The sequence below is a fragment of the Nostoc punctiforme PCC 73102 genome, assembly GCF_000020025.1.
GTDB classification, from domain to species: domain Bacteria; phylum Cyanobacteriota; class Cyanobacteriia; order Cyanobacteriales; family Nostocaceae; genus Nostoc; species Nostoc punctiforme.
Genome location: NC_010628.1, coordinates 7,876,598 through 7,902,856, shown reverse-complemented (window position 1 = coordinate 7,902,856; position 26,259 = coordinate 7,876,598). Strand labels below are relative to the sequence as shown.

At 43.1% G+C, this 26,259-nt stretch carries 24 protein-coding genes; 9 read left to right on the top strand and 15 right to left on the bottom strand.

Going from position 1 to position 26,259, the window contains the following annotated elements:
• Positions 1 to 54 precede the first annotated feature (54 nt).
• The gene (locus NPUN_RS32505) at positions 55 to 1,608 is read left to right on the top strand and encodes a cation:proton antiporter (protein ID WP_012412609.1); all 1,554 of its coding nucleotides are present in this window, start codon (positions 55 to 57) and stop codon (positions 1,606 to 1,608) included.
• A 377-nt stretch (positions 1,609 to 1,985) separates the two neighbouring features.
• Here NPUN_RS32505 and NPUN_RS32500 read toward each other — a convergent pair whose 3' ends face one another.
• From NPUN_RS32500 to NPUN_RS32475, 7 genes are all read right to left on the bottom strand, one after another.
• Positions 1,986 to 2,546, bottom strand: coding sequence for a DUF3124 domain-containing protein (locus NPUN_RS32500; protein WP_012412608.1), 561 nt, complete (start codon positions 2,544 to 2,546; stop codon positions 1,986 to 1,988).
• A gap of 75 nt (positions 2,547 to 2,621) precedes the next feature.
• Positions 2,622 to 3,299: a potassium channel family protein gene (locus NPUN_RS32495; protein WP_012412607.1), complete on the bottom strand. Its 678-nt coding sequence runs from the start codon at positions 3,297 to 3,299 to the stop codon at positions 2,622 to 2,624.
• Positions 3,300 to 3,387: 88 nt separating this feature from the next.
• Positions 3,388 to 3,924 carry a general stress protein gene (locus NPUN_RS32490; RefSeq protein WP_012412606.1) on the bottom strand — a complete coding sequence of 179 codons (537 nt, stop codon included), beginning with the start codon at positions 3,922 to 3,924 and terminating at the stop codon, positions 3,388 to 3,390.
• Between the two features lie 41 nt (positions 3,925 to 3,965).
• A complete protein-coding gene (locus NPUN_RS41165) occupies positions 3,966 to 4,148 on the bottom strand; it encodes a hypothetical protein (RefSeq protein ID WP_148220389.1) in 183 nt (60 codons plus the stop codon).
• Positions 4,149 to 4,265: 117 nt separating this feature from the next.
• On the bottom strand, positions 4,266 to 7,271 hold the full coding sequence (locus tag NPUN_RS32485) for a hypothetical protein (RefSeq protein WP_012412605.1): 3,006 nt from the start codon (positions 7,269 to 7,271) through the stop codon (positions 4,266 to 4,268).
• Positions 7,272 to 7,617: 346 nt separating this feature from the next.
• Positions 7,618 to 8,151, bottom strand: a complete 534-nt coding sequence (infC, locus tag NPUN_RS32480; RefSeq protein ID WP_012412604.1) for a translation initiation factor IF-3 — start codon at positions 8,149 to 8,151, stop codon at positions 7,618 to 7,620.
• A gap of 662 nt (positions 8,152 to 8,813) precedes the next feature.
• The gene (locus NPUN_RS32475) at positions 8,814 to 9,296 is read right to left on the bottom strand and encodes a DUF4385 domain-containing protein (protein WP_012412603.1); all 483 of its coding nucleotides are present in this window, start codon (positions 9,294 to 9,296) and stop codon (positions 8,814 to 8,816) included.
• Between the two features lie 77 nt (positions 9,297 to 9,373).
• Here NPUN_RS32475 and NPUN_RS32470 point away from each other — a divergent pair, with 77 nt between their 5' ends.
• Positions 9,374 to 9,841: a VOC family protein gene (locus tag NPUN_RS32470; RefSeq protein ID WP_012412602.1), complete on the top strand. Its 468-nt coding sequence runs from the start codon at positions 9,374 to 9,376 to the stop codon at positions 9,839 to 9,841.
• A 28-nt stretch (positions 9,842 to 9,869) separates the two neighbouring features.
• Positions 9,870 to 10,163 (top strand): hypothetical protein, encoded by a 294-nt coding sequence (locus NPUN_RS32465; protein WP_012412601.1) that lies wholly within the window; start codon positions 9,870 to 9,872, stop codon positions 10,161 to 10,163.
• On the opposite strand, the gene NPUN_RS32460 is transcribed toward NPUN_RS32465, so the two are convergent.
• A complete protein-coding gene (locus NPUN_RS32460; protein WP_012412600.1) occupies positions 10,164 to 10,994 on the bottom strand; it encodes a class I SAM-dependent methyltransferase in 831 nt (276 codons plus the stop codon).
• 6 nt (positions 10,995 to 11,000) lie between these two features.
• Between NPUN_RS32460 and NPUN_RS43765 the strand changes: the two genes are divergently transcribed.
• From NPUN_RS43765 to NPUN_RS32445, 4 genes are all read left to right on the top strand, one after another.
• Positions 11,001 to 11,171, top strand: coding sequence for a hypothetical protein (locus NPUN_RS43765; RefSeq protein ID WP_234711015.1), 171 nt, complete (start codon positions 11,001 to 11,003; stop codon positions 11,169 to 11,171).
• Complete coding sequence (locus NPUN_RS32455; RefSeq protein WP_012412599.1) at positions 11,150 to 11,818, top strand: class I SAM-dependent methyltransferase; 669 nt, start codon at positions 11,150 to 11,152, stop codon at positions 11,816 to 11,818. The genes NPUN_RS43765 and NPUN_RS32455 overlap by 22 nt, the downstream gene beginning before the upstream one ends.
• 164 nt (positions 11,819 to 11,982) lie before the next feature.
• Positions 11,983 to 14,244, top strand: a complete 2,262-nt coding sequence (locus NPUN_RS32450; RefSeq protein WP_012412598.1) for a cation:proton antiporter domain-containing protein — start codon at positions 11,983 to 11,985, stop codon at positions 14,242 to 14,244.
• A gap of 229 nt (positions 14,245 to 14,473) precedes the next feature.
• The gene (locus NPUN_RS32445) at positions 14,474 to 14,956 is read left to right on the top strand and encodes a cupin domain-containing protein (RefSeq protein WP_012412597.1); all 483 of its coding nucleotides are present in this window, start codon (positions 14,474 to 14,476) and stop codon (positions 14,954 to 14,956) included.
• A 120-nt stretch (positions 14,957 to 15,076) separates the two neighbouring features.
• Here the strand turns inward: NPUN_RS32445 and NPUN_RS32440 are convergent, their stop codons facing one another.
• The 6 genes from NPUN_RS32440 to NPUN_RS32415 all read right to left on the bottom strand — a co-directional run bounded on the left by NPUN_RS32440 (position 15,077) and on the right by NPUN_RS32415 (position 21,785).
• A complete protein-coding gene (locus NPUN_RS32440; protein ID WP_012412596.1) occupies positions 15,077 to 16,489 on the bottom strand; it encodes a TolC family protein in 1,413 nt (470 codons plus the stop codon).
• Positions 16,490 to 16,605: 116 nt separating this feature from the next.
• Complete coding sequence (locus NPUN_RS32435) at positions 16,606 to 17,277, bottom strand: ABC transporter ATP-binding protein (RefSeq protein ID WP_012412595.1); 672 nt, start codon at positions 17,275 to 17,277, stop codon at positions 16,606 to 16,608.
• 23 nt (positions 17,278 to 17,300) lie between these two features.
• Positions 17,301 to 18,581: an ABC transporter permease gene (locus tag NPUN_RS32430; RefSeq protein WP_012412594.1), complete on the bottom strand. Its 1,281-nt coding sequence runs from the start codon at positions 18,579 to 18,581 to the stop codon at positions 17,301 to 17,303.
• A 22-nt stretch (positions 18,582 to 18,603) separates the two neighbouring features.
• Complete coding sequence (locus tag NPUN_RS32425) at positions 18,604 to 20,220, bottom strand: efflux RND transporter periplasmic adaptor subunit (protein WP_041565774.1); 1,617 nt, start codon at positions 20,218 to 20,220, stop codon at positions 18,604 to 18,606.
• Between the two features lie 100 nt (positions 20,221 to 20,320).
• Positions 20,321 to 20,878 carry a hypothetical protein gene (locus NPUN_RS37975; protein WP_012412592.1) on the bottom strand — a complete coding sequence of 186 codons (558 nt, stop codon included), beginning with the start codon at positions 20,876 to 20,878 and terminating at the stop codon, positions 20,321 to 20,323.
• Positions 20,879 to 21,146: 268 nt separating this feature from the next.
• Positions 21,147 to 21,785, bottom strand: coding sequence for a TetR/AcrR family transcriptional regulator (locus NPUN_RS32415; protein ID WP_012412591.1), 639 nt, complete (start codon positions 21,783 to 21,785; stop codon positions 21,147 to 21,149).
• A 145-nt stretch (positions 21,786 to 21,930) separates the two neighbouring features.
• Between NPUN_RS32415 and NPUN_RS32410 the strand changes: the two genes are divergently transcribed.
• Complete coding sequence (locus NPUN_RS32410) at positions 21,931 to 22,839, top strand: tetratricopeptide repeat protein (protein WP_041565773.1); 909 nt, start codon at positions 21,931 to 21,933, stop codon at positions 22,837 to 22,839.
• 202 nt (positions 22,840 to 23,041) lie between these two features.
• Here NPUN_RS32410 and NPUN_RS32405 read toward each other — a convergent pair whose 3' ends face one another.
• Positions 23,042 to 23,449: a response regulator gene (locus tag NPUN_RS32405; protein ID WP_012412589.1), complete on the bottom strand. Its 408-nt coding sequence runs from the start codon at positions 23,447 to 23,449 to the stop codon at positions 23,042 to 23,044.
• A 326-nt stretch (positions 23,450 to 23,775) separates the two neighbouring features.
• Here NPUN_RS32405 and gyrA point away from each other — a divergent pair, with 326 nt between their 5' ends.
• The gene (gyrA, locus tag NPUN_RS32400) at positions 23,776 to 26,259 is read left to right on the top strand and encodes a DNA gyrase subunit A (RefSeq protein WP_012412588.1); all 2,484 of its coding nucleotides are present in this window, start codon (positions 23,776 to 23,778) and stop codon (positions 26,257 to 26,259) included.

Sequence of the window (26,259 nt, the reverse complement as noted above, 5' to 3'; positions counted from 1 at the left end):
CAGCAGTAACGTGAGAATCTATCAGTGAAGTCCAAATCGCTTTAGATTGTAATAGTGGATGTTACCGAATTAGTCAAAGTTTCAATTATTCTTTTGCTCCTTGCTACAGGAGTAGCTTTGCTATCCCGACGGTTGCGAATCCCTTATGTCACGGGTTTAGTATTGGCAGGTTTACCAATCACTGAGCTATTATCTCGTCCGATTGGTTTAAATCCAACCCTTGTTTTAAATCTTTTCTTGCCAATTCTCATCTTTGAAGCTGGCATTAATACAGATGTCAGCCGCCTACGCAGCACCTTTAAACCAATTGCCCTGCTAGCTGGGCCTGGGGCTGTGCTTTCCAGTGGAATTATTGCCGCCTTACTAAAATTTGGGCTGGGGCTGAGTTGGATACCTGCGTTATTTGTCGGAGTAATTCTGGCAAATACTGATACAGTTTCCATGATTGCCGTCTTTAAGGAAATACCAGTACCCTCCCGGCTTTCCACCATCGTTGAAGGAGAAACTTTATTTAATGATGCAGCTGCCCTAGTTTCATTCAACCTAATTTTGCAAGTATATTCTACAGGTTCACTCACATTTGTAGAGGGAATCCAACAACTGCTATTTATCTCTTTAGGAGGCTGCCTGGTAGGGTTAGTCTTGGGCTACTTGAGCATACCTGTATTCGCCCGTTTGGATGATGCCCTTAGCAGCTTATTACTAACAGTTGCAGTTGCATTGGGAACTTTTCAGGTTGGGCAATTTCTTGGTGTATCGGGTGCGGTGGCTGTAGTTGTCGCTGGATTAATTTTCGGGAATTTAGGGCTTTCTCAAAATACTTCTGCTTCTAGTCGCATCACTTTGTTGAGTTTTTGGGAGTATGCCAGTTTTACCGTCAACACCTTTATTTTTCTGTTAATTGGTGTAGAAATAGACCTGGTAACGCTCTGGAGAACTTTACCTGCAATTATATTTGCAGTTTTGGCTTATCAAGTTGGGCGAGTTCTGACAGTCTATCCGTTGCTAGCAGGGATTCGTTTGATTGACCGTCCAATTCCGTTGCGCTGGCAACATTTACTCTTTTTAGGTAATATCAAAGGTTCGCTCTCGATGGCTCTGGCATTGAGTTTACCAGAAACATTACCAGGGCGAGATGTTCTCATCGCTTTAGTTTTTGGTAGTGTGCTGGTGTCGTTAGTTGGACAGGGTTTAAGTTTGCCTTGGGTGGTAAAACGTTTACAGTTATCTAAATTTTCTGAAGTTCAACAACAGGTTGAAGAGTTACAAGCCCAGTTGATGACGGGTAAGGCCGCACAAGATGAATTAGATAGCTTGTTGAAATCAGGTGTACTACCAAAAGCTGTTTATGAAGAGATGCGTTCAGCTTATCAAGTGCGAATTGCCGGTGCAGAAAAGACACTGCGGGAACTTTATAATCGTCGTCCTGATGATGTAAATGGCAAAAGTAACAGCAGTGGCAAACTTGATGCCATTCGCCGCCGTTTACTGCTGGCAGAAAAAGGAGCGCTTAATGAGGCGATGCGGAAGCGAATTCTCTCAGAAGAAATTGTGCGCGGACGGATACAAAATCTTGATGAACAATTGTTGAAGTTAGATGATGATTAAATGTGGGGGATTGGGAATTGGGCATAGGGCATGGGGCATGGGGCATGGGGCATGGAGAATAGTCTGAGCTTTGTTGACGAACCTCTGAGCTTTGTCGATGAACCTCGGAGCTTCGTTGATGAACCAATACGTTTCAATTAAGGGTTATGGGTGTAGATGATTGGTCTTTCAAGACGCGATAAATCGCGTCTCTACATGAGGATTTTGGGCTTATCTGAACTGTATTGCCTTTACCTAGAGATTGAGTCATAGACTCAATGAATGCATTCTGATGCGGAGTAGGGGAACGAGAAACTTCCGAATTATGTTGGACTTTGCGTACTCTTACAGAAAAGCAAGCTATGCTTTTAAAGTCTTGTAGAGAGCATCATTACAAATTATTTTAAAGACGATCGCTTATCATTATTTTGACTTTTGATCGCTCTACCAGGACTAATAAAAGAAATTCCTTGTTGGAAGTCAGTACCAATCATGACTGCCTCCACTATGGGTTCGGATATTTCTGTTTGGGCTACCCACTCAACAATAAAGTTTGCGCCTAAACCTCCACTGGTATCATTTCTATTTATAAAAAAATCTGTCGAAGCTAGCGCATCAAGTTGAATAGGACGTTCCAAATACTGTTTAATTAATTTCCCTTCTGAGTTGTAGTAGCGCACAGAAGTAATAACGATCGGATTGGTCAAATCTGTATTCCGAATACTGAGTGTAACTGCTAACTCGAAAATTTCCTGCTTATTGTGATGATAGATATGTGAATAGACAGGAACATAAATAGTTTGACCGCTTGCTATCTTAAAATTCTTATCTAGCGTTACTATTTTTTGAACTGGGGTTGCTTGAATAGAGTCGGGTTGTGATTTGGGTGAAATATTTGTTGATTGACAAGATGCCAGAAAAATAACAGCGATCGCTAAAATATATGGATAAAGCTTCATCAAAACTATTTACACCCATTTTTTATACATTTGTAGCTAATCCCACCTAATAAATAGTTTCAGTCGGGACTACGCTCAACATCTTTGTTCAATAAAATCAATAACTTGATGTAAAGATCCTGGTTTAGTCACAATCAACACTGTTGAATGAGGTTCCAGTATTGTACTGCCATTAGGAATCATCAAATCTTCGTGAGGATGGGATTGATAACCAATAATTAGCGAACCACTAGGAAATCGGGCATCCTGAGCGATTTCGGCAACACTACGACCGGCAACATAGCAATTGTTTGGGATGGCAAGTTTCAGAACCTCAATCTGTCCTTGCTCAAAATGCATCATTGATTCCACTTGGGGATACTCAATGGCATTCACCATTGTTGAAACTGATAGTTCAACAGTACTGATGATATGGTTGGCTCCAGCTATCCGCAATGGTTCGGCAAAGTCGGGGTGGCGCATCCGACTCAAAATATGGGTGACACCGTAGTGTTTAGCAAGAGTTACCATTGCCAAATTTAAAGCATCACTTCTTAAGACAGCCGCCAAGGAGCCTGCTTTGCGAATCCCAGCTTCTAGCAATACTTCTGTACTTACAGCGCTGCCTTCAAAAGCCATTGCTCCTACTTGTTCGCGGGCATAACGACAAGCAATAGGGTCAACGTCAATTACAGCAACAGTATGTCCTAGCTCTACTAGTTTTTGGGCTAAACTTAAGCCCACTAAGCCGGCTCCACCTATTAGTACGTACATAGCTGCTCTTTATACTTTCTTTGATCTTCCTATTCCACTTTACAAGTTACCAAAGTAATGAAAGTGTAGCTTGTATAGAGATATACGTTCAACTTCTGGGAATATCAAAAATGCGCCATTCCTGAATACCAAAACGCTTCAGAATTGGTTCGGCTTGATGGATATTGCCTTCTGTACTTTCTATTGTCACTAAATAATCGCCTTGGAATACTCGGTCATTATAGAGTTTGGCGGCTTCTTCAGGAAGAAACCAACCCCGCAGCGCGCCAATAAGACCGCCAGCTGCTGCACTAGCTCCACTTCCTAAAAGTGTGGCTAAAACAGACTCCGCTGCTAGTGCTGGGCCAAAACCAGGAATAAGCAAAATACCCAAACCCGCAACCAAGGTAAGTAAACCTCCCACCCTAGCACCTGCTAATCCACCCGCCCTAGCACCTTCAGCAGGAGTGATAGTACTTTCACTCGTGTCGGAACTGTCAAGTTGCTCATTGAGCTTGAGTGTTTTAGTGATTACAGAAATCTCATTCATCGGAAAGCCACTACTTCTGAGTTCGTCGAGCGCCTGTAGTGCAATTTGGCGATCGCGAAATATACCAATAGCGTGTTGAAGTTGTCCAGAAGCCATTTTGTTTGCCTCCCAAAAGCATTGATGAACCTGCAAAGCTTTTATTGATGATTGATTTGTTTATAGTCTGACCAACAAATGTTAGGGCAGTCTGGTTTGGTGCAAATGCGATCAGCAGGCAAGAGGTAATAGGCAACAGGCAATAGAAAAGAAGTTTTGTAGGTTGGGTGCAGCGATCGCGTAACCCAACATAAATAAGGTGGTAATGTTGGGTTGCGTTTCACTCCACCCAACCTACATAAATATATCTATATCTTTTAAAAACTCTAGGTTTCAACATAGATGAGGTTTAGTTACTTACCAGCAATGTAGACAACAGTATTATTTCAGTACAAGTAATATCAATTGTAATTTTTGAATTGGTATTTTTCGAGTAACTCTTTAACTTGAGCAGCTACCAAAGGATGTGGATCTTTTTGTAACTGGGGTAAGATTTGCAGGAGAACGCGATGTGAAACCATATTTAGATATGCGATCGCAGCTTCTCTAACAAAGCCTGTTGGATGACGCAAACTTACTAAAATCTCAGAACTGGTAAGTTTAATCCGAGCCACTTGAGCAAAATGGAAACAACAAGCTAGACACCAATCAGAAAGGAAGTTACCTAACATCAGCAATCTGTGGAGGCGATCGCTAACTAGCATATTCTCATATTCTACGATCTTGGCTTCTACAAGATGTTGCAATTTTTCTGATTGCGGTCGGTTATCTAAAATATTCAGTAACAGAGACTTGCAAGGCAAAGTTACGGTATGCTCTAAGATTTCTAAACCCCGTGCTAAGTTTACCACTGAGAGCGATCGCAGATTAAATGCTGCTGCCTGCATCTTTTCTGGTGAGTAAAGCAGTCTGAGCAACAGTAGCAGCCGCTCTTTCACATCCAATTCCAATTCTAAAAGGGCGCGTTGGAGTAACTCAGAGACAATCACAATCCTCTGGCTTGATTGATGATTTTCTTTTTCATCTAATATTTTCAAGTCTATATATGCACCATAAATCTCACCTAAAAACTTTAATTCCTGCTCAATTAAATTTTCTACCCGACTTTCATAAAACCGATCTACTAAACCTCTAATTCCTGGTTGTTTATGTATTTTTAGTAAGCTCCGAAGAATATGATCCCTAGTTATACCCCAGGATGCCTCCAAGTTTTCCCATAAGGTCTCTAATGCTTCCTGAGTGCCAATTTGAGCAATGGTACGCCAAGCGTACATCCGCACTACTTCTGGTTTGTAAATATTGTTAGCTAACCGCAACAGCATCTCTATCGCTTCATTTTCTAGTCGCACTAGGGATGACATTGCTATAGTGCGGGTTGATTTGTAATAAAGTGCTGCAATCAGCGCCGAATAGTATTCCTCTAAATGGGTTGCTGCAATCATTTCCAATACAGCACAGCGCACCCGTAACGATTCATCTTGTAATAAATTTGGGATGTGAATCCGCAACGCTTGTAAATAAACTGCTTCTCTAAGCGCTCTAACTCCATTCACCCGTTCCCGTTCTTTCTTATGAGTCAACATCCGGCGCATAGTTTGGGTAGCTGCTACCTTTTGCATGGGCGTTCCCTGACGTAAGACTAAAGCGGCGGCGGTAGCGCGGATGAGTGAGTTTTGCCGGGGGTTAAGATATTCTTCTAGAATGCTTAAATTGGGATTTGGTTCAGCTAGCCAAACGTAACGTAGTGCTAGGGCGAAAACTTCGGGGTTAGTTTCTTGGGGTTGTTCTAACAAAGGACGAATGGCGGATAGATAAGCGGGATTTGCACCAGCTGTCAGCATCACTTCCAAACTTTGGCGCTGCAAATCTGGGGTTAATTTAACTAACAGGGGTGCTAAAACTTCCGCAGCTCCTTGAGAGTCAATTTGGGCTAAAAGTTCAATACAAGAGCGTTTATCTGCCTCGCTGCCTTTTTCTCCCAAGGCTTTGACTACACCTTGCTTGAAGAATCGTAAGCCGACATTGCTTGCACTCAACTGGCCCCGTGCCACACTCAAGACTAACAGTTCAACGTAACGCGATCGCAATTCCCAAACTACTTTTAAACAGGTGCTAGCTATCAGCATTGTTTCTGCCACCAACACCCACTTTTGCAGGGATACGGGTACAAAGCGGTTACAAAACAATAGAGTTGCAAAAATTAGCGCTCCTGTCAAACCTGTAGCGATCGCTTCGGCTGTTCCGCCAGATAAAGTCTGCATCCGGCTGCGAATTGACTCAGGAATCGGTTGGTACAGGATGGGGCCGCTACTCATGACAAAGGTATAGCGCAGAAGTTCATCGCAAAATTTGACAATTATCAGACCCCAGAAAAAGCTTTGCGATTGTATGCCTGGAATTAAATGCAAAAATACCAGCACTCCTGGTAGTGAAAAGCCTACGGTGATTGGTAAAAGTGTCGCTGTGAAAAATACCCCCATCCGTTCAATGAGTCGGCTGGAAATAAACCACTGCAATAACAATTCACACAGTCCCAACATGCCACCAAAAAGACCCAAGAAACTGGCGAGTTCTCGGTCGCTCATATTGGATTTGAGTTCGCGCAGATATTGAAAATCTATTAATAACCCAATAACTTGCAACAGACCGACAAAAGCAAATAATTGCCAAACATAGCGCTTCAGCGGACTTTTAATAAAGCGCTCTCGTGAAGCTTGTTCTTCAGGAATTAGTCTTTGTGGGGTTTCAGGAAAAGCCGCTCGATAGTGATTAGTTAAATAGAATAAAATCGCCGATCCTAATAAAATCACTACACAGGCAATGAAGATGATCTTATTCAGTGAGGTGTATTGCACTAGCCAAGGCAAACTAAAGCCACTAATCACATCTGCTACCAAAAGCCCACTACTCACAAGTGGGTAAGTCCGTTTAATCTCTCGAATGTTAAATATTTGGTTAGCGACGATGGAGGTGTTGAGATCGTTAACTACATAAAGGGCATCTACCCATAGCCGCAGCAGAAAGGCCGAAATAACTACCAGGTAAGAAACATGAGATCCCCAACGTAATAAAACTAATAGAAGTAATGGCATCAACATGCAAGGTGCGATCGCTACAATCACCCGGCGTAAGGGAAAAATCCTTTGCAGCCAAGAGTATAAAAAAACCAGTGCTGCGCTCATAACAGCGCTGGCAATATACATCCACGGCAATAGATGAGTCCCATATTCATCCAAAAACAGCGCCACCGTACTGTCTTCTGCCCACCGCAATCCTACACATACAGTTGTGTAAAAAATAAACATTAGCTGAGTTCGTTCACTCTCCTCTGGCCGGAGATTCACCCACTGTAGTAGTCGTGGTAAAACAACTTTATTTACAGCAAACCAGTGATTTTTCAGTTCCATGCAGTTTTATTTTCTGGTAGTATCACCGCCCAATAGGGGCAGGGAGCAGGGGAGGCAAGAAGACAAGGGGGACAAGGGGGAATTATTGAACAAGTCCTTGTCTCTTCTTCATGTTCAATGCCCAATGCCCAATGCCCCATTCCCAATTCCCCATTCCCTCATCCCCTGGAAATAGCAAAAGTCCTGAGCAACTGAGTATTATGTTTCCCACTCAGCCTTCAAGACTATCGATTTGAGATAAATTTAAACGACTTCAAACCTTTGGGCATATCTTGCATCCAAACGAAAAAACCCCTGACTTCTAACCAGGGGTTTTTCAAACTTGGTCTATTAAACAGTTAGAGGATTATTTTTTGGGCGAGATAAGCATCATCATATTTCGCCCTTCTTTTTTAGGCGCTTGTTGAAGCTCACCAAAAGGCTCCAAATCCGTTGCCATTCGCTTGAGCAAATCTTCTGCTAGGTCGCTGTGTTGAATTTCTCGACCCCGGAACATCACAGTCGCTTTGACTTTATCGCCATCTTTCAAAAAGCGCTCTGCTTGCTTAACACGCACGTTGTAGTCGTGTTCTTCTATTTTGTAGCGCATCTTAACTTCTTTGACATCAGCCGTGTGCTGCTTTTTCCGGGCTTCCCGCGCCTTTTTCTCCTGCTCAAACTTATATTTCCCGTAGTCCATAATCCGACAAACTGGCGGGTCAGCTTTGTCACTTATAAGCACCAAATCTAACTCTTTCTCTTCTGCTAGTTGTAGTGCTTCCTGTGGGGGCATAATTCCCAATTGGGCACCGTCAGTATCAATGACCCGAATTTTCGGGAAGCGAATTCGTTCGTTAATTTGGGGCAGATCGCGAGTTCTTTTCTTCTCAATCACAGGCATTATGATTTGTGGGAGCTCTTAATGAAGGATTTGGTGTGGTCTTGATTGGTATGCCTCAGAGGCAAAATACGGAAATAACTCAGGACTGAAAACATAGTCTACAGTTCTAGAGTAACTAATCCATAAAAGAGTTGCGTCGTTGTATTTGTCATTTTACTAACTCTGAGAGAATTTCTCTGCAATAGTTAATCTAAATTACACAACCTAGACACATGTTAAATATTATTACAACTTTTGCTCAATAGTGTTGACAGTCGAATTAAGCACTGTTTTTCCAGAATACCAAGCTTACAGTATGTAGAGACATCTAGTAAAACTTATGTAACATATTACCTTACATTAAGTATTTTAGCATTAAAAGGGTAGTTAGAAACCTTAGCTACACTAGGTTTTACCCACCTGGGTGGGTTGCAAACCCTCCATTTTCCTGAGACTACCCTGCGGCAAGGCTTTGTTGACGTTTGTATAGCTGCTCATAGAACAAGGTAGTAATCAGATTGACACTCTCAGGTCTAAAGACACGCTCGATTCTCCAAGTCAAGTTCCCCTTCCCTCTTTAGCTTTGTGAGCGTTCTCAAAGTTAGAGGAAAAGCAATAACGTATGGGTGGACTTCGTTTATATGCAAGATGAAGCGCGATTTCTAATCATTAGGTATATTGATTTACAAAGGTGAGATGCTTTCATACATCTGTTTATGCCTGGCTAAAAGCTCTTGATATTTCTCATTTGTCTTTGCTTGTATCCACTTGGCTTTAAAAATTGCTGCTGACTCGGCTTTAACAGGGTCTTCTTCGTAAGGAAGAATCTCTTTTTTAGAACCTGAAGTTTCCGAATTTTGTTTATATTTTCTGCCTGTTTTATGATTAGCATAACGGCGAGAGCGAGTATAACCCATTTGGATAAACTTTCGTGCCATATCCGCGCCGATAAAATCATCTTGTTTTAGATAAACAAGAAACATTTCGTAGATTTTTTCACTTGATTCTCTAGCAATCTCAGGAGTTTTGAACCGCCAGTAGGGAAGAATTTCTGATTTGTATGGTTCCACCAAAAGTACGCCCTGTTCACCCTTGCCAACGCGATATAATTCAGGATGTTGGCGAAAATCGATATTTTTAAAGTCTAAAGAATAATCAAATGGCATGATAGATTTTTATTAGGAATAGTAAACTTTAAGTAAAAAGTTCAGCTTCTATCCTAGTAAGGAGACTTTCTTCTACTATGCTATCTAGCACCCAATCTGTGAACAGTGTCCTTGCGCCAGGAAATTTGCGTAAAGTGCATCACATTGCACTAAATGTCCAGGATATGCAAGCTTCCCGTTACTTTTATGGCACAATCTTGGGTTTACACGAACTCACCGACGACGAAGTACCCGCAACTCTGACGGAACTTGTCGCATCAGGGAAAGTAGCGAACTTTATTACCCCGGATGGGACAATACTGGATTTATTTGGGGAACCAGAATTATCACCACCAGATCCCAATCCAGAGAAGACATTCACCAGAGCCTACCATTTGGCTTTTGACATCGATCCGCAGTTATTCGATCGCGCAGTGACAGTGATCGGAGAAAATAAAATAGCGATCGCACATGGCCCAGTCACTCGTCCTACTGGTAGAGGTGTGTATTTTTACGATCCAGATGGCTTTATGATTGAAATTCGTTGCGATCCAGAAGCTAGTTAATTTAGGGGTAAAAACAAAAGTATCTACTATGGCTGCAAATCTCACGCAAATCTTTAAAGTAATCGAAGATACTATTACAAAACCGCCAATTCCACACGAACCATATAAGCAATCATTGAAAGCCTGGGCGATGTATTGTTTGCGAGACAAAGGTTTTATAGTCGCTTATGCTCAAAATGCTGACTTTGCCATTGAAAGAAAAGGCGAAGAAAAGCTATATTTTAAAGTTTCAAACAGCTCCGATGATTTAGATAATTCTTTTAGCTGGATAGTTTGGGATAGTACAACCAAAAGCGCCAGCCTCATTCCCCAAAAAGCTTAATTAAGCCGACTTTTCAAAGACCATTAAATGCTGTTGAGGTAATAAGTTTTTAGTTTCCCGCCAAACCAAACCAACAGCTTGCATTTCTTTACGCACTTGCTTTTGAGTCATCTTGTGCAGACCTTTAATCATAATAAAGGGATTTTCACCCCGGTACTCAACCAGCACCACCCTACCACCTGGTTTAAGTGCTTTGACAATTCCTTGCATCACTTCTTGGGGATACTCAAGTTCATGGTAAGCATCCACCATCAACGCCAAATTGATACTTTCAGATGGTAAGTTGGGGTCACTAAGGGTTGCCAAAACAGGCTCAACATTGGTGATATTTTTCTCTTTTTTGAACAACTCAATTATTTCCAACATTTCTGGCTGAACATCTACAGCCAACACTTTACCTGCTGTTAATAACGGCGCGATGCGAAAGCTTAAGTAACCTGTACCAGCGCCAATATCCGCCACCACATCATTAGGTTTCAGATTGAGGAGGCTGACTACCTTACTTGGCTGTTCCTCTCCCTCTCGGCTTGGACGTTCTAGCCAGCCAGCGCCAGTGTATCCCATAACTTTGGCGATTTCGCGCCCCATGTAATATTTGCCGATACCATCTGGACTGTGGATTATCCGTTGTTCGTAAACAGCGTAGGCGTAGCCCGCACTTCGGCTGCGCCCTTCTCTACGAGAGGCTGCGCCAACGGCTACGCTCAGGACAGGCTCAGTGACTATCGTAGACATCGCACCAGTAGCGGCTTGTGCTGTCAGGGTTGGGTTCAGCAGCGAGCAACTTAATATCACAACAAAAGTTACTATAAAGTGGAGAAAATTTAGCATTTGGTTATGACTGATCTAGATAGCTATAAGCAGCAACTAAAAGAATTCTATGGTAATAGAACGACTTATGACCATGAAGAAGGTACTCGTCATCCTCTAGAAGCCAAGATTTTACTTGAATTTGTTCCACTACATTCGGGACAAAAATTCTTGATGTGGCAACTGGAACAGGTTTAGTTGCGATACCCGCAGCTGAAAAAGTTGGTTCAGAGGGCTATGTAATTGGGATTGACATGACCCCTGGAATGTTGCATCAAGCAAGAATTAAAATTGCAGCGGCAAAATTACAAAATATCGAGTTGATTGAGGCGGATGTAGAATATTTCAACTTTAGTGAGAGTAGTTTTGATGTTGTCTTTTGCTGTGAGGCAATTGTACTTGTTCCTGATATACTTGCTATTTTGAAAAAGTGGTATCGCTTCTTGAAACCCGGAGGCTTTGTGGCATTCACCTGTCCTCCCGAAACTGCTTTTATGGCCTCTCTTCAGCAGAGGATCTGCGCTAGAGTTTTAGGCGTATCGCTACCACATATACTTGAACCACTGGGAACTCCAGAAAAATGTCGAAATTTGCTTAATCAGGCAGGTTTTAGAGATATAGAAATTAAGATTGAACCATCAGGACGTTATCGCCCTCTTAGGGATAACAGATTATCTGAGATAGCAATTAATATAAATTTTAAAGGTAATCCCCTGTTGTCAAAATTATCACAAGAACAATTAAATCAGTTGCAAGTTGAGTACAAAGCAGAAATTGAGAAACTAGCAACCGAGCAAGGTATTTGGGAAGACACTACAAAGTTATTTGTTCGCGCTCGAAAATAAGTTGATGAGCTTTGCAGCTGAACTTACAGCTTGGAGCGATCGCGCATAATAATCTTGCGGTTAATAATGACAATGACATTTTAAGCTTCTAGACCGATGTGGAAGTAAACATTTTCAGGATTTACTTGAACAGCCCCTTGAAAAATTTGTAATCCAACCTTTATATGCAAAACCTGTCCCTGATGTTAGTCCCTGTACTCGCTGCACAGAAAGCAGCAGGTGACGGTTTAATTAAACCTCTCGGTCATCATGAGCTGCTGTTGGTGCTGGTGCAACTGTCATTGTTGCTTCTGGTAGCGCGGGGATTAGGTGAGTTGATGCGCCGGATTAACCTACCGCCTGTTGTTGGGGAATTACTGGCAGGTGTGCTGCTTGGCCCTTCTCTATTTGGTTTGCTCCTTCCAGACTTACAGGCGCACATCTTTCCTAAAAGTCAAGAACAATCTAATTTACTTTCGGTGATTTCTTGGCTAGGCGTGTTATTTTTGCTGATTGTGACTGGGTTGGAGACGGATCTCAAGCTGATTCTTCGTAAGGGTAAAACAGCTCTGCTGATTTCACTAGGCGGAATCATTATCCCGTTTATCACCGGCTTTGGATTAGGTTGGCTATTGCCAGATAATTTTTTAGCCGACCCAGAAAAGCGACTAGTATTCAGTCTGTTCATAGCCACAGCAATGAGTATTTCGGCAGTACCAGTAATTGCTAAGGTGCTGATGGACTTAAACCTGATTCGCCGTGATATTGGTCAAGTTACCTTAGCCGCTGGGATGACTGACGATACTATCGGCTGGATTTTACTTTCTGTGGTTTCAGGTCTAGCTAGTAGCGGCAAGTTTGACCTTGGGACAATTTTCCATTCCGTGAGTGCGGCTATATTATTTCTAGCGATCGCTTTCACAATTGGGCGTACCATCGTAGACCAGATTTTGCGCTGGGTTGATGACTATGTTGGTGGAATCGCTGCTAGTATGTCGGTTGTGCTGATTCTTTCGCTCGCCGCAGCAGCGCTTACCCATGCATTAGGTCTAGAAGCAGCATTAGGTGCTTTCGTGCTGGGGATTCTGGCCGGTCAATCCCGCCGCTTTAGCAATGAAGCTGGACACATGCTAGAAGTTTTCACAGCAAGCTTTCTAGCGCCAATTTTCTTTGCTTCAGCTGGCTTGAAAGTTAATTTGCTAGCTCTTTTAGTCCCTCAAACACTGCTATTTGGCTTGATTGTTCTCGCTGTCGCCTGTGTTGGTAAATTTACAGGTGCTTACCTTGGTTCTCGTGTCGGTGGCTTGAGTCATTGGGAAGGTTTAGCGATGGGTTCCGGGATGAATGCTCGCGGGGCGATGGAAATTGTCGTTGCCACGATTGGTTTATCTTTGGGAGTGCTGAATCCCCAGATGTACTCGATTATTGTCATGGTGGCGATCGTCACTTCCTTAATGGCTCCACCCCTTCTGCGCTGGACTTTATCAAAAGTGGTGATGAGTGAAGAGGAAGCTCGACGTTTGGAACAAGAGGAACAGGATAGCCGTAGCTTTATCAAACAGATCCAGCGTGTCTTAATACCTACTAGCGGTGGTCCTAACATCCAACTTGCAGCGCAACTAGTGGGCTACATGGCTCACCAAAACTCGATAGAAGTCACATCTCTATATGCCCTGAGTGACAAGCAGCCTCAAAAGAAAGGCCGCCGGGCAGCGACCCAGGTTAAAGATACCGCCGCCGAGGAAGCTCTGGCTTCTGTTGCTGAGGAAATGCAGCTACCTGATGATACGACCCTGCAAACAAAAATGGAGTCTGGGCGTAGTAAAGCGGAGGTAATTTTGAATGAAGCGAACAAAAACTATGACTTGATCGTATTGGGAGCTTCTGAACAGATACGTCCTCAGAAAACATTGTTCAATTTGCTTGTAGATCGAGTAGTACAAGAAGCGCCATGTGCAACGATGGTAGTAAAGTCGCACCTACCCCAAGCTAAAGGCAAGATATGCAAAATTGCTCAACAAAAGCTGACAAAGATTCTGGTACCAACGGTGGGCACAGAATATAGCAAAAATGCTGTAGAGATGGCAAGTACGATCGCTGCTCAAACGGGAGCATTAGTGATGATCGTGAACGTGATTAATTTGCCACAAGTTGAATATATTCTATACGAACAGCGATCGCTAACTCCAGTGAAGGAAATTGCTCACGATCTGCTTGAACAGCAAGCAGCAATTGGCCGCAATCTAGGTGCTGATGTCAAAACATATATTCTTCAAGGAAGCAGCCCAGAAAGGGAAATCCTCAAGTTTGCCCAAACCCAAGAAGTTGACCTAATTATTTTAGGGAGTAGTATCCGAATGGTTACGGGTCGCGTTTTCTTTGGTCACAGAGTGGATGCAATATTAAGTAAAGCCCATTGCCCAGTAGCAGTAATTACTACGCCATAGGCGTTCTCAGCTTTAGCTAGATTACGACTGATACCAATTCTTTATTAACTTGCACTTAATAAGGAGGTGATGATATAATCCCATCCACAAGTAGAAGCGTAGTTTACCGCCGTAGGCATCGCTTCTGCTGAGATGGAGCCCTTGAAACTATTTTAACTTCCGTCTTAATTCATCTTTAGGCCCTTTGCTTGTTCTCCATCAAATTTTCTTAGCACCTTGGTATCGAGAAATGGAAAAGTATTTAGTCACCAAAGAAGAGATTGAGTCTTATGAAGGACTAGAAAAAACACATTTTCTCAACTCCAATGCTCGCAGACTGAATAAGTCTTTAGGAGATTTGACAGGTTTAAAAAATATCGGTTTCCACATCATTGAAGTAGAGCCTGGACGTGAATCAACGGAGCTTCATATGCACTATCACGAAGAAGAGTGCGTATACGTTCTTGAGGGAGAAGCTGAGGCAACAATTGGAGAAAGCATTTATCCAGTTAAAGCAGGAGATTTTATTGGATATCGCGCTGGTGGTAAGCCGCATAAGCTGACAAACACGGGCAATTCTATATTCAAATGTATAGTAGTTGGTCAAAGGCTAGACCATGATATCGGTGACTATCCAAATTTGCAGAAACGTATATATAGGAGTAAAGGTTTAAAATGGAATCTGGTCGATATGGAAAATATAGCTGAACCAGTAGCAGGTAAGAAGGCATAATAGGTAGAATGCATTTCCTTAATGGAAACTCCAGCATTCTGTCCGTGGCTAATACCAATTCTCTATGAAGTTGTAATGATATAATCCTATCCACGAATAGAAGCCCCAAAGGGGCCGATCTTAGCGCGATCCTCTAGAAGTAACCGATCTTTGCAAATTAGCTAAAGCGCGATTGTAATCCAAAATAGCTGTGACTCGATTACCTTCTGCTCTTGTCAGGTCATTTTCAGCAGAGATCACCTCTGTTTGAGTGCCCACACCAGCTTGGAACCTCAGCCTTGCTAAATTTAGAGCTTCCCTGGCTTGATTTAAAGCCACACTAGAAGTCTGCACATTATTTAAATTAGATTGCAATTGAGAATAGAATTGTTCTACATCAAAGCGAATTTGGTCACGCTGGGTGGCAAATTGACTCTCTGCGATCGCAATATTTGTTCTCGACTGAGCTGCCCTTGCTCTTGCTGCTCCTCCATCAAACAAAGTGAGATTTCCTTGGAGCCCTACTGAATAGCCATCAGTAATGCTGACACCATCATCATAACGATCTAGCAAGTTGTAGTTACCGGCCAAACTAATTTGCGGCCCTAACTGTGAAAGTGCTTGCCGTCGCTGTTGCTCACTAATGTTACGTTGTGCTAATTGCTGTTGCAATTCTGGACGATTTTGAAACGCTTGGACAATACTTTGTTCTACCGTCTGCGACCAAAGACCGGCTAACTGTACAGGATCTGCGGTACTGATATCAACTGACTGCGACAAACTTAACGTAGTGGCAAGCTGACGACGGGCAATTTGCTGCTGCGAGATAGCATTTGTCAGTTGTTGTTGGGCGTTTGCTAAATTCACCTGAGCTTGCAGCACATCGAACCGCGTACCTACTCCCGCCTGTTCTCTGGCTTGAGTATCCCGTAAACTAGCTTGGGCATTCTCCACAGCAGCTCGGTTAATTCTTACTTGTTCATCTGCTTGTTGCAAATCGTAGTATTGAGTCGTGGCATTCAACCTAATTGTCAAAGACTGACTTTCAACATTCAATTCATCTACACGTAATTGTTCTTCAGCTGCTTGGATTGCCCCTTGTCGATTACCGGAGGTGTAGAGGTTGTAATTTAGTTGTGCTGAACCATTAAAAGAGGTGCTGGATTGAGATGAATTATTAGTAAAACCATTACCACTATTAGTCAAATTACTGTTGATTCCCAAAGTAGGAAATAAGGCAGCTTGAGATTCGCGTAGGGCTGAACGACTGCGTTCTAGCTGTAATATTGCTACCTGTAAATCTCGATTATTGCGTCGTGCTAGTTCCAAAGCTTGTGCCAAAGTGATTGGCACAGTTCCCTGAATCCTTACTTCCTGGGGTTTAGTAGGAAATTGCAGAGGATTGGGATTAGGGTTGAGGTAATCAGGAACCTGCACAGAGCTTGAGTTATTCTGCGGTTTTGGCGGAGTTACTGCACTTGCTAAAGCTGGAAAAAGAATCGCAAACCCAACACCAACCCAGGTAGAATGCACAAATAATAAGCTAAAATTCATAATTTAGATGTAGTCATTAATTAGGCTTTTTGAGGATACAATCAAAAGTTTTTATCCTGATTGACCTATAGAAATTTAAATTTTAAATTCCTCCTCTAAGAGTTGATATTAACAAATTAGCCAACAATCAAGCCATCCTGAACTCGAATAATCCTTTTTGTTTGAGCAGCGATATCTGGTTCATGAGTGACAATTACAATTGTGATTCCTTGGTCATTAAGTTCTGTCAGCAAATTCATCACCTCATAAGAAGTTTCAGTATCTAAAGCTCCTGTTGGCTCATCTGCCAAAACTAATGCAGGTCGGTTGACTAAAGCACGAGCGATCGCTACGCGTTGTTGTTGTCCCCCAGATAGTTGACTAGGACGGTTAGCTATGCGTCCCTGTAATCCTACTTTTTCCAGGGCTTCTAATGCCCTTTCACGGCGTTTTGGCTTGGGTAAGTTAGCGTAAACCATCGGTAACATAACGTTTTCCAGTGCTGTTGCCCTCGCCAAGAGGTTAAATTGTTGAAAAACAAAACCTATTCTTTGGTTGCGAATATACGCTAATTCATCATCATCAAAAGTCGTCAGGTTTCTGCCTTCAAAAATATAGTCTCCAGTTGTTGGACGATCCAGACATCCCAAAATATTCATCAGCGTGGATTTACCCGAACCTGACGCACCCATAATCGAGACATATTCCCCTTCCTCAATAGAGAGTTGAATTCCCTTAAGTATTGGAACACTAACTTCTCCCAAGTGGTAAGTTTTAGTAATAGATTCCATCCAAATCATTGTTGGCATAAGAATTACGAATTACGAATTATTTAGTCGCTTCTTAAAGCATTAATTGGATCTAATTTAGATGCGTTTCGTGCTGGAATTACCCCAGCAACTAAGCCAACACTCAATGAGAGTACAAATCCAGCAATAATCGACAAGAAAGAAATGATAAAGGGAAATTTGAAAATGCTTGAAGCTATAAAGGCTAATAAAATCCCAGTGGCCATCCCAATACCTCCGCCGACAATGGAAATTACGATCGCTTCAGCTAAAAATTGATTAAGGATTGCCGAATTCGTGGCTCCTACAGCTTTACGAATCCCGATCTCTCGCGTCCGCTCAACTACGGAAACTAGCATAATGTTGGCAATACCAATTCCACCAACCACTAACGAAATACCAGCGATCGCTACTACCATTACTGTAAATAAGCCTACAACACTAGTAAAAGTACTAACAATATCAGCTTGATTAGTCAGCCGAAAATCATCAGCTTGTGGCGGATAAATATTGTGACGCAGACGTAAGAGATTGGTAACTTGAAACTGAGCAGCTTCTAACTGCTCCTGATTAGCGCCTTTGACTAAAATTCCATTTACAGAAACGCCTACCAAAGCATTGTTCCCTACTAGTCTCTTCGACATACTAGTTAGAGGAATGAAAACCTGGTCATCTCGATCCATCGGCCCCTGAGAGCCTTTAGGTTCCATCACCCCAATCACTTGATAAGCCTCTCCCTGAATGCGAATTTTCTCGCCGATAGGATTTACACCCTGTCCAAAGAGCGTGGTTTGAACTGTAGGGCCAAGAATAGCTACCTGTGCGACAGTATCTAGTTCTTCTTGAGTAAAATATCTCCCTTGCTGGGGGTGAGTATTTCTGACTTCTGGATAATTTAAATCTGTGCCATAAATGGTTGTTGAGGTGTTCTGTCCTGCATACACAACTTGGGCAGTCCGTTGGAGATAAGCAGAAACCATCTGTGCTGATGGCGCTTGTGTAGCGATCGCTTTTGCATCTTCCCAGGTCAAGGTGCTGCTAGAACCTACTCCTTGACGGACATTCCCGCTTCTTGCAGCACCCGCTAAGATTTGGATCACATCTGTACCCAATGCTTGGATCTGTTGCTCTACGCCCTTTTGCACTCCCTGACCAACAGAAGTAATGGCAATGACTGAAGAAATCCCAATAATCACGCCCAACATCGTTAAACCTGTGCGTAATTTGTTACTCCACAGAGTCTCTGCCGCCATTGTCAATATTTCCAGCAACGGTACTGTGCGGGTCTTCTTAGCTTTGTAAAAGCCCTTAAATATCTTAAACATAAGCTTTTATTTACAACTCACTTTAAGGGGAACCACCACCCGAACTACCGCCTGAACGACCTCCGCCGCCACCACCTGAACGACTTCCGCCACCACCTGAACGACCTCCGCCACCACCAGTTCCACCGCCTCCTCCAAGACCAGGGAAAACTCCTCCTCGTGGTGTTGATTGCGGACGTGACCCTGGTGGGAAACTTAGTAATACTCTCTCGTTTCCCGTCAATCCAGACTTAACTTCGGTAAAGTTATTTGCGGTGACACCAGTCTCGATGCGAGTAAAGACAGGTTTGTTATCTGCTCCAGTCACATACACACCTGTGGCATTTTGTTGGCGCACAACTGACGCGGTTGGCACTACTAAAACGTTTTCAACCTGACCGACTTGAAAATCTACTTCCGCATTCATTCCAGACCGCAGTAGTCTTTGAGGGTCTGAAAGTGATACTCTCACTTCAAAACTGGTAACGTTTTGTTCTACTATTGCTTGGGCAGCAATTTGGCTGACTTTACCTTCAAAGGTTTTTCCTGGGTAGGCATCTGCTGTAATCGAGACTTTTTGACCAAGGCTGATTTTGGAAATATTTGTTTCCGCTAAATTTGCGACAACTTCATTTGTTGAAGCTAGAGACAAGATTGAAGAAGAAGAAGAGGAAGCGACTTCACTACTGGCAGTTGTGGGTGTCACGAAAGCACCTGGATCGGCAAATTTCTTTGTCACTACCCCATCAAAAGGGGCGCGAATGATTGTGTCATTTATTTCGGCTTGGATGTTTTGCAGCGAACCACGAGCAGATGTTACCTGGGCACGGGCTGCGTTAATATCTTCTTGGCGCGTTCCGGCTTTCAAAAGTGCCAAAGCTTGTTGTCTCTGCTTCACTACAGCTTGTGCTTGCTCGATGTCTTCTGGACGTGACCCAGCTTTTTGCAACCCAAGTGCTTGCTGTGCTTCATTTACACTAGCTTGGGCGCTGTCACGAGTGGCACGGTTTTGGTTAAGAGTCTGAAGGGATATACCACCTGCATTGTAAAGCTGTTGATTGCGAACAAAATCATCTTCTGCTTGGCGAAGAGTGGCTTGAGCGCTTTGCAAGCGTGCCTGTGCTTGGGCAATATCTTGAGAGCGATTGCCTGCTTGTACCTTTTGCAGATTCGCCTGGGCTTCGTCTAATACTCCTTGTGCTTGAGCAATATCTTGAGGACGATTACCTGCGATCGCTTTTTGCAAATTCGCCTCGGCTTGTGCCAATTGTCCTTGAGCAGAAGTAAGTTGCCCTCGCAGGTTGGAATCATCCATGTAAGCGACAATCTGTCCTTGTTTAACGAGATCCCCTTCTTTCGCTAGCAGTGTTTTCAAGATACCGGAATTTTTCGGGCTGAGGTTGATTGACCGCTCAGGTTTTACTGTTCCGTTCGCTGAAACTGTGATTGTTAAACTCTGCCTTTGTACAGGTCTTGTCAGCACCCGACGGCTGGCTTGTTGCTGGGAAACAACGGCTACTTGGTAATAAACTGCATAGCCAATTCCACCCAAAAGGCAAAAAGCAATTAGCCAAGAGAGCCAATTTCGTTTGCCCTTTTTTTTCTTTACCTCTGGAACTAAAACTGATGAATCTACGGCATTTTGTGTATCAATTTTCATATCCATTTTGTCTATAAGGAACGGCTACCAAGCCAGTTATTCACGGCTAAACTATAGCCTGGTAGCCCTATACTGACAATGATTTTGAGTTTTTAGTGTTTTAAAGGTTTATTTGCAGTACCAACCCACTAGGAAGTCTGAAATAATCATCACGCACTCTCACTAATCTCCCAGCAGGAACAATTTCCTGACTGGGAAGAAGAATATCCCCGTTGGGAAGTCTGAAGTAACCTTGGTTACGCAGTCTAACTATGGATCTAGAAGGAATAATTTGCCCATTGGGATATCTGATGTCACCATTACCAAGTCTGACTACTCTGCTATAGGATTGGTTGTCACGGTTCCAATTATCCCGATCTCTAGAGTTTCTGACTTCTCCAGGATAGGATCTGCCGTCGCGATCCCAATTTTGATCGCGATCTCTAGAGTTTCTGACTTCTCCAGGGTAGGATCTGCCGTCGCGGTTCCAATTATTATCCCGATCTCTAGGGTTTCGGACTTCTCCAGGATAGGATCTGCCGTCGCGATCCCAATTTTGATCGCGATCGCCAACAACATAGACTTTCGTCTGGGCACTTGCAGACGCAGTCAAAAGAGTGGGAACAATTATCAGGGCAGCAGCAGCTAGGACTATCGATACACGGTTTGGCTTCAACATGAAATTAACTCCCCATTGCTATTAAATTTCTATTCTGCTGAGGTTTAGATTCAGCAATACTTAGATAGTTGCCTTTATTTGGGTATTAATATGTTTGATATTTACCTCATCGTATAAATTCATACATAATAATTATCGATCAAAAAGCTGAAACCAATGTATGACAAAAGTCATTAGTAATTCGAGACTTATGTATGACCAAAGTCATCAGTTTTTAAGGGGGAGACAAGGGAGAATAATTAATATCCAACGCCCAATTTTTTTAAATTTAATTCTGTATTGGCGCAATTCCTTGCCAGATAATGTCCACAAAATTTTGGATAAATGCTGATACTTCTGTACCACAATCTTCAGAGTTTAAGTAACTTTTTATGGAAATAACGTCTGTTTTTATACTTTTTTGAGACGAAATCTGCTCTAAAAAAACATAGTTCATCAACGATCCCAGTAAAATATGAGCCACTGTCTGGGGATCGCAAGGGCGAAGGCGATTTTGGTTGATTTCATACTCTAGAAAAGCGGTAAGTGCTTTGAAATCTTGTATGGGTCTTGGTTCATTACCTCCAAGTTCTGGAAACGCATTGCCTCGCGATCGCAGCATCACGATCTGAGGCAGCACCTCACGATAAAATTCCATAATCTGGAGGCAAATATTGATTAGGTTTTCTTTGAGATCGCCTTTACCACTAAGAGATTCCAACTCGCTCACCCACACGGGTTTTTCTGGAATTCCCATCGCCGCAAAAAATAATTCTTCTTTGGTTGAGAATCGCTTGAAAATTGAAGCTTCAGAAATACCTGCCTGTTGAGCAATTTCTAAGGTTGAAGCACCAAATCCTTGTTGCAGGAAAACTTGACGAGCCGCTTCTAATATCTGCTGATTGGTGATTTTGGGTATACGAGCCATAAATAAGTGAGTGGTTACTTATTTATTTATTGCCTTTGTGATGGGAATGTCAATAACTAATGACGTAATATTTTGCTGCCGTCAAGAGCTGAGATCGTTTAAGCTAGCTGAAAGATTCTTTGATTAGTGGCTTAAAGGCGGTAATGTGCCTAAACATGTTCGTTTGATTTCTTTTCTAATGGTCTGTAGTTTGTGGAGTATGCCAAAAGCCGCTAACGCGCAGGCATTAATACCCCATACACTGCAACTAGATGGGACAAAGTTAGAGAAGCAGGGGTTGAGTCTGGCACAAGAGGCGGCTCAACTAGCTCAGTTTCAACAGGTTGAATTAGCTTTGCCACGAGCGCGGCTGGCTAGTCAACTGGCTCCGAAGAATGATAAAGTATGGTTGCTTTTAGGTGGATTGCAACTCCAAACCAAAGAGTTTGATGGAGCGATCGCTAGCTTAAAAAAAGCGCAATCTCTCAACCCCAAAAATGGTGATATTTTGTTTGCTTTGGGTTCAGCTAATTTTCAGCAGAAAAATTACCAAGCGGCGGTTGTCAATTACCAAGACGGCTTGAAGTTAAAACCCAACGATCCAGAAGGGTTGTTTGATTTGGGTAATGCTTACTATCTACTGGGTAAATTGCCAGATGCGATCGCACAGTACGATAAAGCAGTCTCTCAAGATAAAAAATTCTGGCCAGCGCTCAACAATATTGGCTTAATCAACTACGAACAGGGTAATACCTCTGAAGCGATTAAGCGATGGCAATCTGCTGTAACCCTTGATAAGCAAGCCGCAGAACCTTTATTGGCTTTGGCAGTGGCACTGTATACGCAAGGCGATGCCTCCGGCGAGCTACGCTTACGCCAACAAGGATTAAGCTTGGGAGAAGCTGCACTCCGCATCGATCAGCGCTATGCTAATTTGAATTTTCTTAAAGAAAATCTCTGGGGCGATCGCCTACTGTCTGATACGAAAAAATTCCTAGAATTACCCCGTATTCAAGCAGCTTTACAGCAACCAGAAAACTCATCATCAGCTCCTGGAAAACAGCCTACTCAATAGAAGCGGGGAGCAGGGGAGCAGGGAGCAGGGAGCAGAAGGGAAAGAAGTAATTTTTCATTAGCCCCATTCCCCATTCCCCATTGACTTTCCAATTACCACTTGCCTAATAGTACCTTTTCGTAGTACATCTATACTAATTAAATACAGGAAATAGTTGCCCAAAAACCTTTGCGGGCGACTATATCCTGAAATCAGTCGTCAATTATGATTGGCCGTCTGTGGGTAGAAGTGCGAGGATTTGATCAACAAACTGTTGATGATCAACAACTGGCTTAGAAATGTAGCCATCAGCGCCGCTTTGCTTGAGAAAATTTTCGCGATCGCCTTCCATAGCATGTGCCGTCACCAAAATAACAGGTAAGTTCGCTGTTTTTGGATCGGATTTTAACATCTGTGTAATCTTGATTCCATCAACAGATTTCCCTTGGTAAACACTTCTGGACAGAGAAACATCCATTAAAATCAGGTCGGCTTCTCCTGATTGGGCAATTTTTATTACTTCTTCGACATTTTCAGTATGTTTTACTCCCAAGCCGCCGCGCTTGGACAAAATCTTGGAAAAAACGCGAGCATTAATTAGATCGTCTTCGACAATTAAAACAGTTTTCATGAGAATTTTAGTTATGGATGTAGAGGTGAGGGGATTAAGCAATTCAAAATTAAAAATGAGAGAATGCAGTCATGGCAGGTATCCTGGCTATAAAGCCTATACAAATTAAATGTGCAGCAGATTATCATTCCATTAAAACAGCTACCTGCTATCTGTTTCCTTTTTAATAGTCTATGTACCTCCTTGTCATCAAGGATGATACTACTGCTTTTTCTTCTATGACTATCAATATTTTGTTAGGAATCCCATTTCATCCGTTATGCTGTGGTTGCTGCAATATTGAGTTCCGCCGGCTTTTGTGTAGTTAAATTTCAGGGAAAAAACTCATGGCAAAACAGTTAAACCTTCTCTCAACGGGACAGGTAATTCCAACAGCCCTGCACACCGAGATGCAACGGTCTTATCTCGAATATGCCATGAGCGTGATTGTCGGGCGAGCGCTACCAGACGTGCGTGATGGCTTAAAACCAGTGCATCGCCGCATTTTGTATGCAATGCACGAACTCGGTTTAGTACCAGATAGACCCTATCGAAAATGTGCGCGTGTAGTGGGTGATGTGTTGGGTAAATACCATCCCCACGGCGACCAATCAGTTTACGATGCCTTAGTCAGGTTAGTGCAGGATTTTTCTAGCCGCTATCCTTTGCTAGCAGGACACGGTAACTTTGGCAGCGTCGATAATGACCCGCCAGCAGCGATGCGTTACACAGAAACGCGCCTCGCACCGATCAGTCATGAGGGAATGCTGACAGAAATCGGCGAAGAGACGGTGGAATTTGTCGGGAACTTTGATAATTCCCAGCAAGAACCAACAGTGCTACCTGCTCAATTGCCGTTTCTGTTGCTTAATGGCTGTTCTGGGATCGCCGTGGGAATGGCGACTAATGTACCACCCCACAACTTGGGGGAAGTTGTCGATGGGTTAATTGCTTTAATCGACAACCCAGATTTGCCAGATGAAAAGTTATTCCAGTTGATTCCAGGGCCAGATTTTCCCACCGGTGGAGAAATAATTGGTGAGACTGGAATTAGGGAAGCATACACCATAGGGAAAGGTGGAATTCTGCTGCGGGGAGTCGCAACTCTAGAAGAAATTCCAGCCAGTAGGGGAAGCAAGCGACGGACGGCAATTATCATTACAGAATTGCCTTATCAAGTGAATAAAGCTGCGTGGATTGAGAAGGTAGCAGACTTAGTAAATCAAGGTCGTTTGCAAGGAATTTCCGATCTGCGAGATGAAAGCGATCGCGAAGGGATGCGGGTAGTAATTGAACTCAAACGTGATACCAATCCCCAAGAAGTTCTCCAGCATTTATATCACCAAACTGCTTTGCAAATGACGTTTGGGGCAATTCTCCTAGCAATAGTAAATGGACAACCCCGTCAGTTAAGTTTGCGTCAACTTTTGCAAGAATTTTTGAGTTTCCGGGAAGAGACGCTGAACCGTCGCTACAATTACGAGTTGGGGAAAGCCCAAAGTCGTGTGCATTTGGTAGAAGGTTTACTCAAAGCACTATCTAATTTGGATCGGGTAATTGAAATTTTACGGCAAGCTCCCGATGGAAGTACGGCAAAAATAAATCTTTGTAGCCAACTAGATTTGAGTGAGGTACAAGGAGATGCAATTTTGGCTATGCCGTTGCGCCGCCTCACCAGTTTAGAACAGCAAAATTTGCAGCAAGAATTTGAGCAAATCAGCGAACAAATTAGTTTGCTGGAGCAATTACTCAACGATCGCCGCGAATTACTCAAAGCACTGAAAAAAGATTTGCGATCGCTCAAGCGCAAGTACAGCGATCCCCGGCGGACAAAAATTGGAGAGGAGCAAAAGTCTAGAGCCGAAGAGCAGAAGTCTAGGGCAGAGGAGGAGGAACTGAAATCTTCTGAACCAGCAGAAGAAGCAATTTTAGAATTTACCCAACGGGGTTATGTCCGTCGCACCCAACCATCTGGGAGAAAGTCAAAAGCTGAAAATGGTCTGCATGATAATGACTTTATTATCCAAACCGTGTTGACTGACACCCAAAAAGACTTGCTAATACTAACCGGTGGCGGCAAAGTCTATCCTGTAAATGTGGGAGAAATCCCTCCAACTACTGGGCGTTCTCCACGGGGAAAACCTTTGATTACTATGCTCAGTAATACTGCTCAAGGCGCTCAAGAAGCTGTGGTCAGCCGCTTTTTACTACCGGATAATCTCGAAACTCAGCAGATGATTCTCTTAACAAAACAGGGACGAATTAAGCGTCTGTCTCTGGGAGAATTCACAAACTTGACGCGGCGCGGAATCACGATTTTAAAGCTCAAAGACGATGATGAATTGTCATTTACCCAGTTCACAAAACCAGGGGAACATCTGATTTTAGCTAGTTCCGGTGGGCGAGTATTGCGCTTCGCAACCAATGATGAACAATTACCGATCATGGGTCGCACAGCGATGGGTTTACAAGCATTTCGGTTATTGAAAAATCAGCAAATGGTTGGCTGTGTGACTGTCGGTAAAGATGACCATCTGCTCCTAGTTACTCAAGAAGGATATGCCAAACGCATGGCTGCGAGTCAGTTAAGAGCGGCTAATCGCGGCGATTTAGGGACGCAAGCGCTGAAATTTGCTAGCAAAACTGATAATTTAGCTGGTATGGTCATAGCGATAGCATCTGGTGAGGTAGCTTTAGTGACTAATAAGGAACGGGTAGTGCGGATACCTGTGGAAACAGTGCCGATTTTAGGCCGGGATGTCAAAGGTGAAAGTATCATCCAACTCAACCGCGATGAAAAAATCATTACGGTTGCTGAAGTGCGATCGTAA

Excerpts from the sequence above, each read along its gene's own strand:
- NPUN_RS32500 (WP_012412608.1), bottom strand. The coding sequence starts at position 2,546 with ATGAAGCTTTATCCATATATTTTAGCGATCGCTGTTATTTTTCTGGCA.
- NPUN_RS32495 (WP_012412607.1), bottom strand. The coding sequence starts at position 3,299 with ATGTACGTACTAATAGGTGGAGCCGGCTTAGTGGGCTTAAGTTTAGCC.
- NPUN_RS32490 (WP_012412606.1), bottom strand. The coding sequence starts at position 3,924 with ATGGCTTCTGGACAACTTCAACACGCTATTGGTATATTTCGCGATCGC.
- NPUN_RS32485 (WP_012412605.1), bottom strand. The coding sequence starts at position 7,271 with ATGGAACTGAAAAATCACTGGTTTGCTGTAAATAAAGTTGTTTTACCA.
- infC (WP_012412604.1), bottom strand. The coding sequence starts at position 8,151 with ATGCCTGTGATTGAGAAGAAAAGAACTCGCGATCTGCCCCAAATTAAC.
- NPUN_RS32475 (WP_012412603.1), bottom strand. The coding sequence starts at position 9,296 with ATGCCATTTGATTATTCTTTAGACTTTAAAAATATCGATTTTCGCCAA.
- NPUN_RS32470 (WP_012412602.1), top strand. The coding sequence starts at position 9,374 with ATGCTATCTAGCACCCAATCTGTGAACAGTGTCCTTGCGCCAGGAAAT.
- NPUN_RS32465 (WP_012412601.1), top strand. The coding sequence starts at position 9,870 with ATGGCTGCAAATCTCACGCAAATCTTTAAAGTAATCGAAGATACTATT.
- NPUN_RS32460 (WP_012412600.1), bottom strand. The coding sequence starts at position 10,994 with ATGCTAAATTTTCTCCACTTTATAGTAACTTTTGTTGTGATATTAAGT.
- NPUN_RS43765 (WP_234711015.1), top strand. The coding sequence starts at position 11,001 with ATGACTGATCTAGATAGCTATAAGCAGCAACTAAAAGAATTCTATGGT.
- NPUN_RS32450 (WP_012412598.1), top strand. The coding sequence starts at position 11,983 with ATGCAAAACCTGTCCCTGATGTTAGTCCCTGTACTCGCTGCACAGAAA.
- NPUN_RS32445 (WP_012412597.1), top strand. The coding sequence starts at position 14,474 with ATGGAAAAGTATTTAGTCACCAAAGAAGAGATTGAGTCTTATGAAGGA.
- NPUN_RS32440 (WP_012412596.1), bottom strand. The coding sequence starts at position 16,489 with ATGAATTTTAGCTTATTATTTGTGCATTCTACCTGGGTTGGTGTTGGG.
- NPUN_RS32435 (WP_012412595.1), bottom strand. The coding sequence starts at position 17,277 with ATGCCAACAATGATTTGGATGGAATCTATTACTAAAACTTACCACTTG.
- NPUN_RS32430 (WP_012412594.1), bottom strand. The coding sequence starts at position 18,581 with ATGTTTAAGATATTTAAGGGCTTTTACAAAGCTAAGAAGACCCGCACA.
- NPUN_RS32425 (WP_041565774.1), bottom strand. The coding sequence starts at position 20,220 with ATGAAAATTGATACACAAAATGCCGTAGATTCATCAGTTTTAGTTCCA.
- NPUN_RS37975 (WP_012412592.1), bottom strand. The coding sequence starts at position 20,878 with ATGTTGAAGCCAAACCGTGTATCGATAGTCCTAGCTGCTGCTGCCCTG.
- NPUN_RS32415 (WP_012412591.1), bottom strand. The coding sequence starts at position 21,785 with ATGGCTCGTATACCCAAAATCACCAATCAGCAGATATTAGAAGCGGCT.
- NPUN_RS32405 (WP_012412589.1), bottom strand. The coding sequence starts at position 23,449 with ATGAAAACTGTTTTAATTGTCGAAGACGATCTAATTAATGCTCGCGTT.
- gyrA (WP_012412588.1), top strand. The coding sequence starts at position 23,776 with ATGGCAAAACAGTTAAACCTTCTCTCAACGGGACAGGTAATTCCAACA.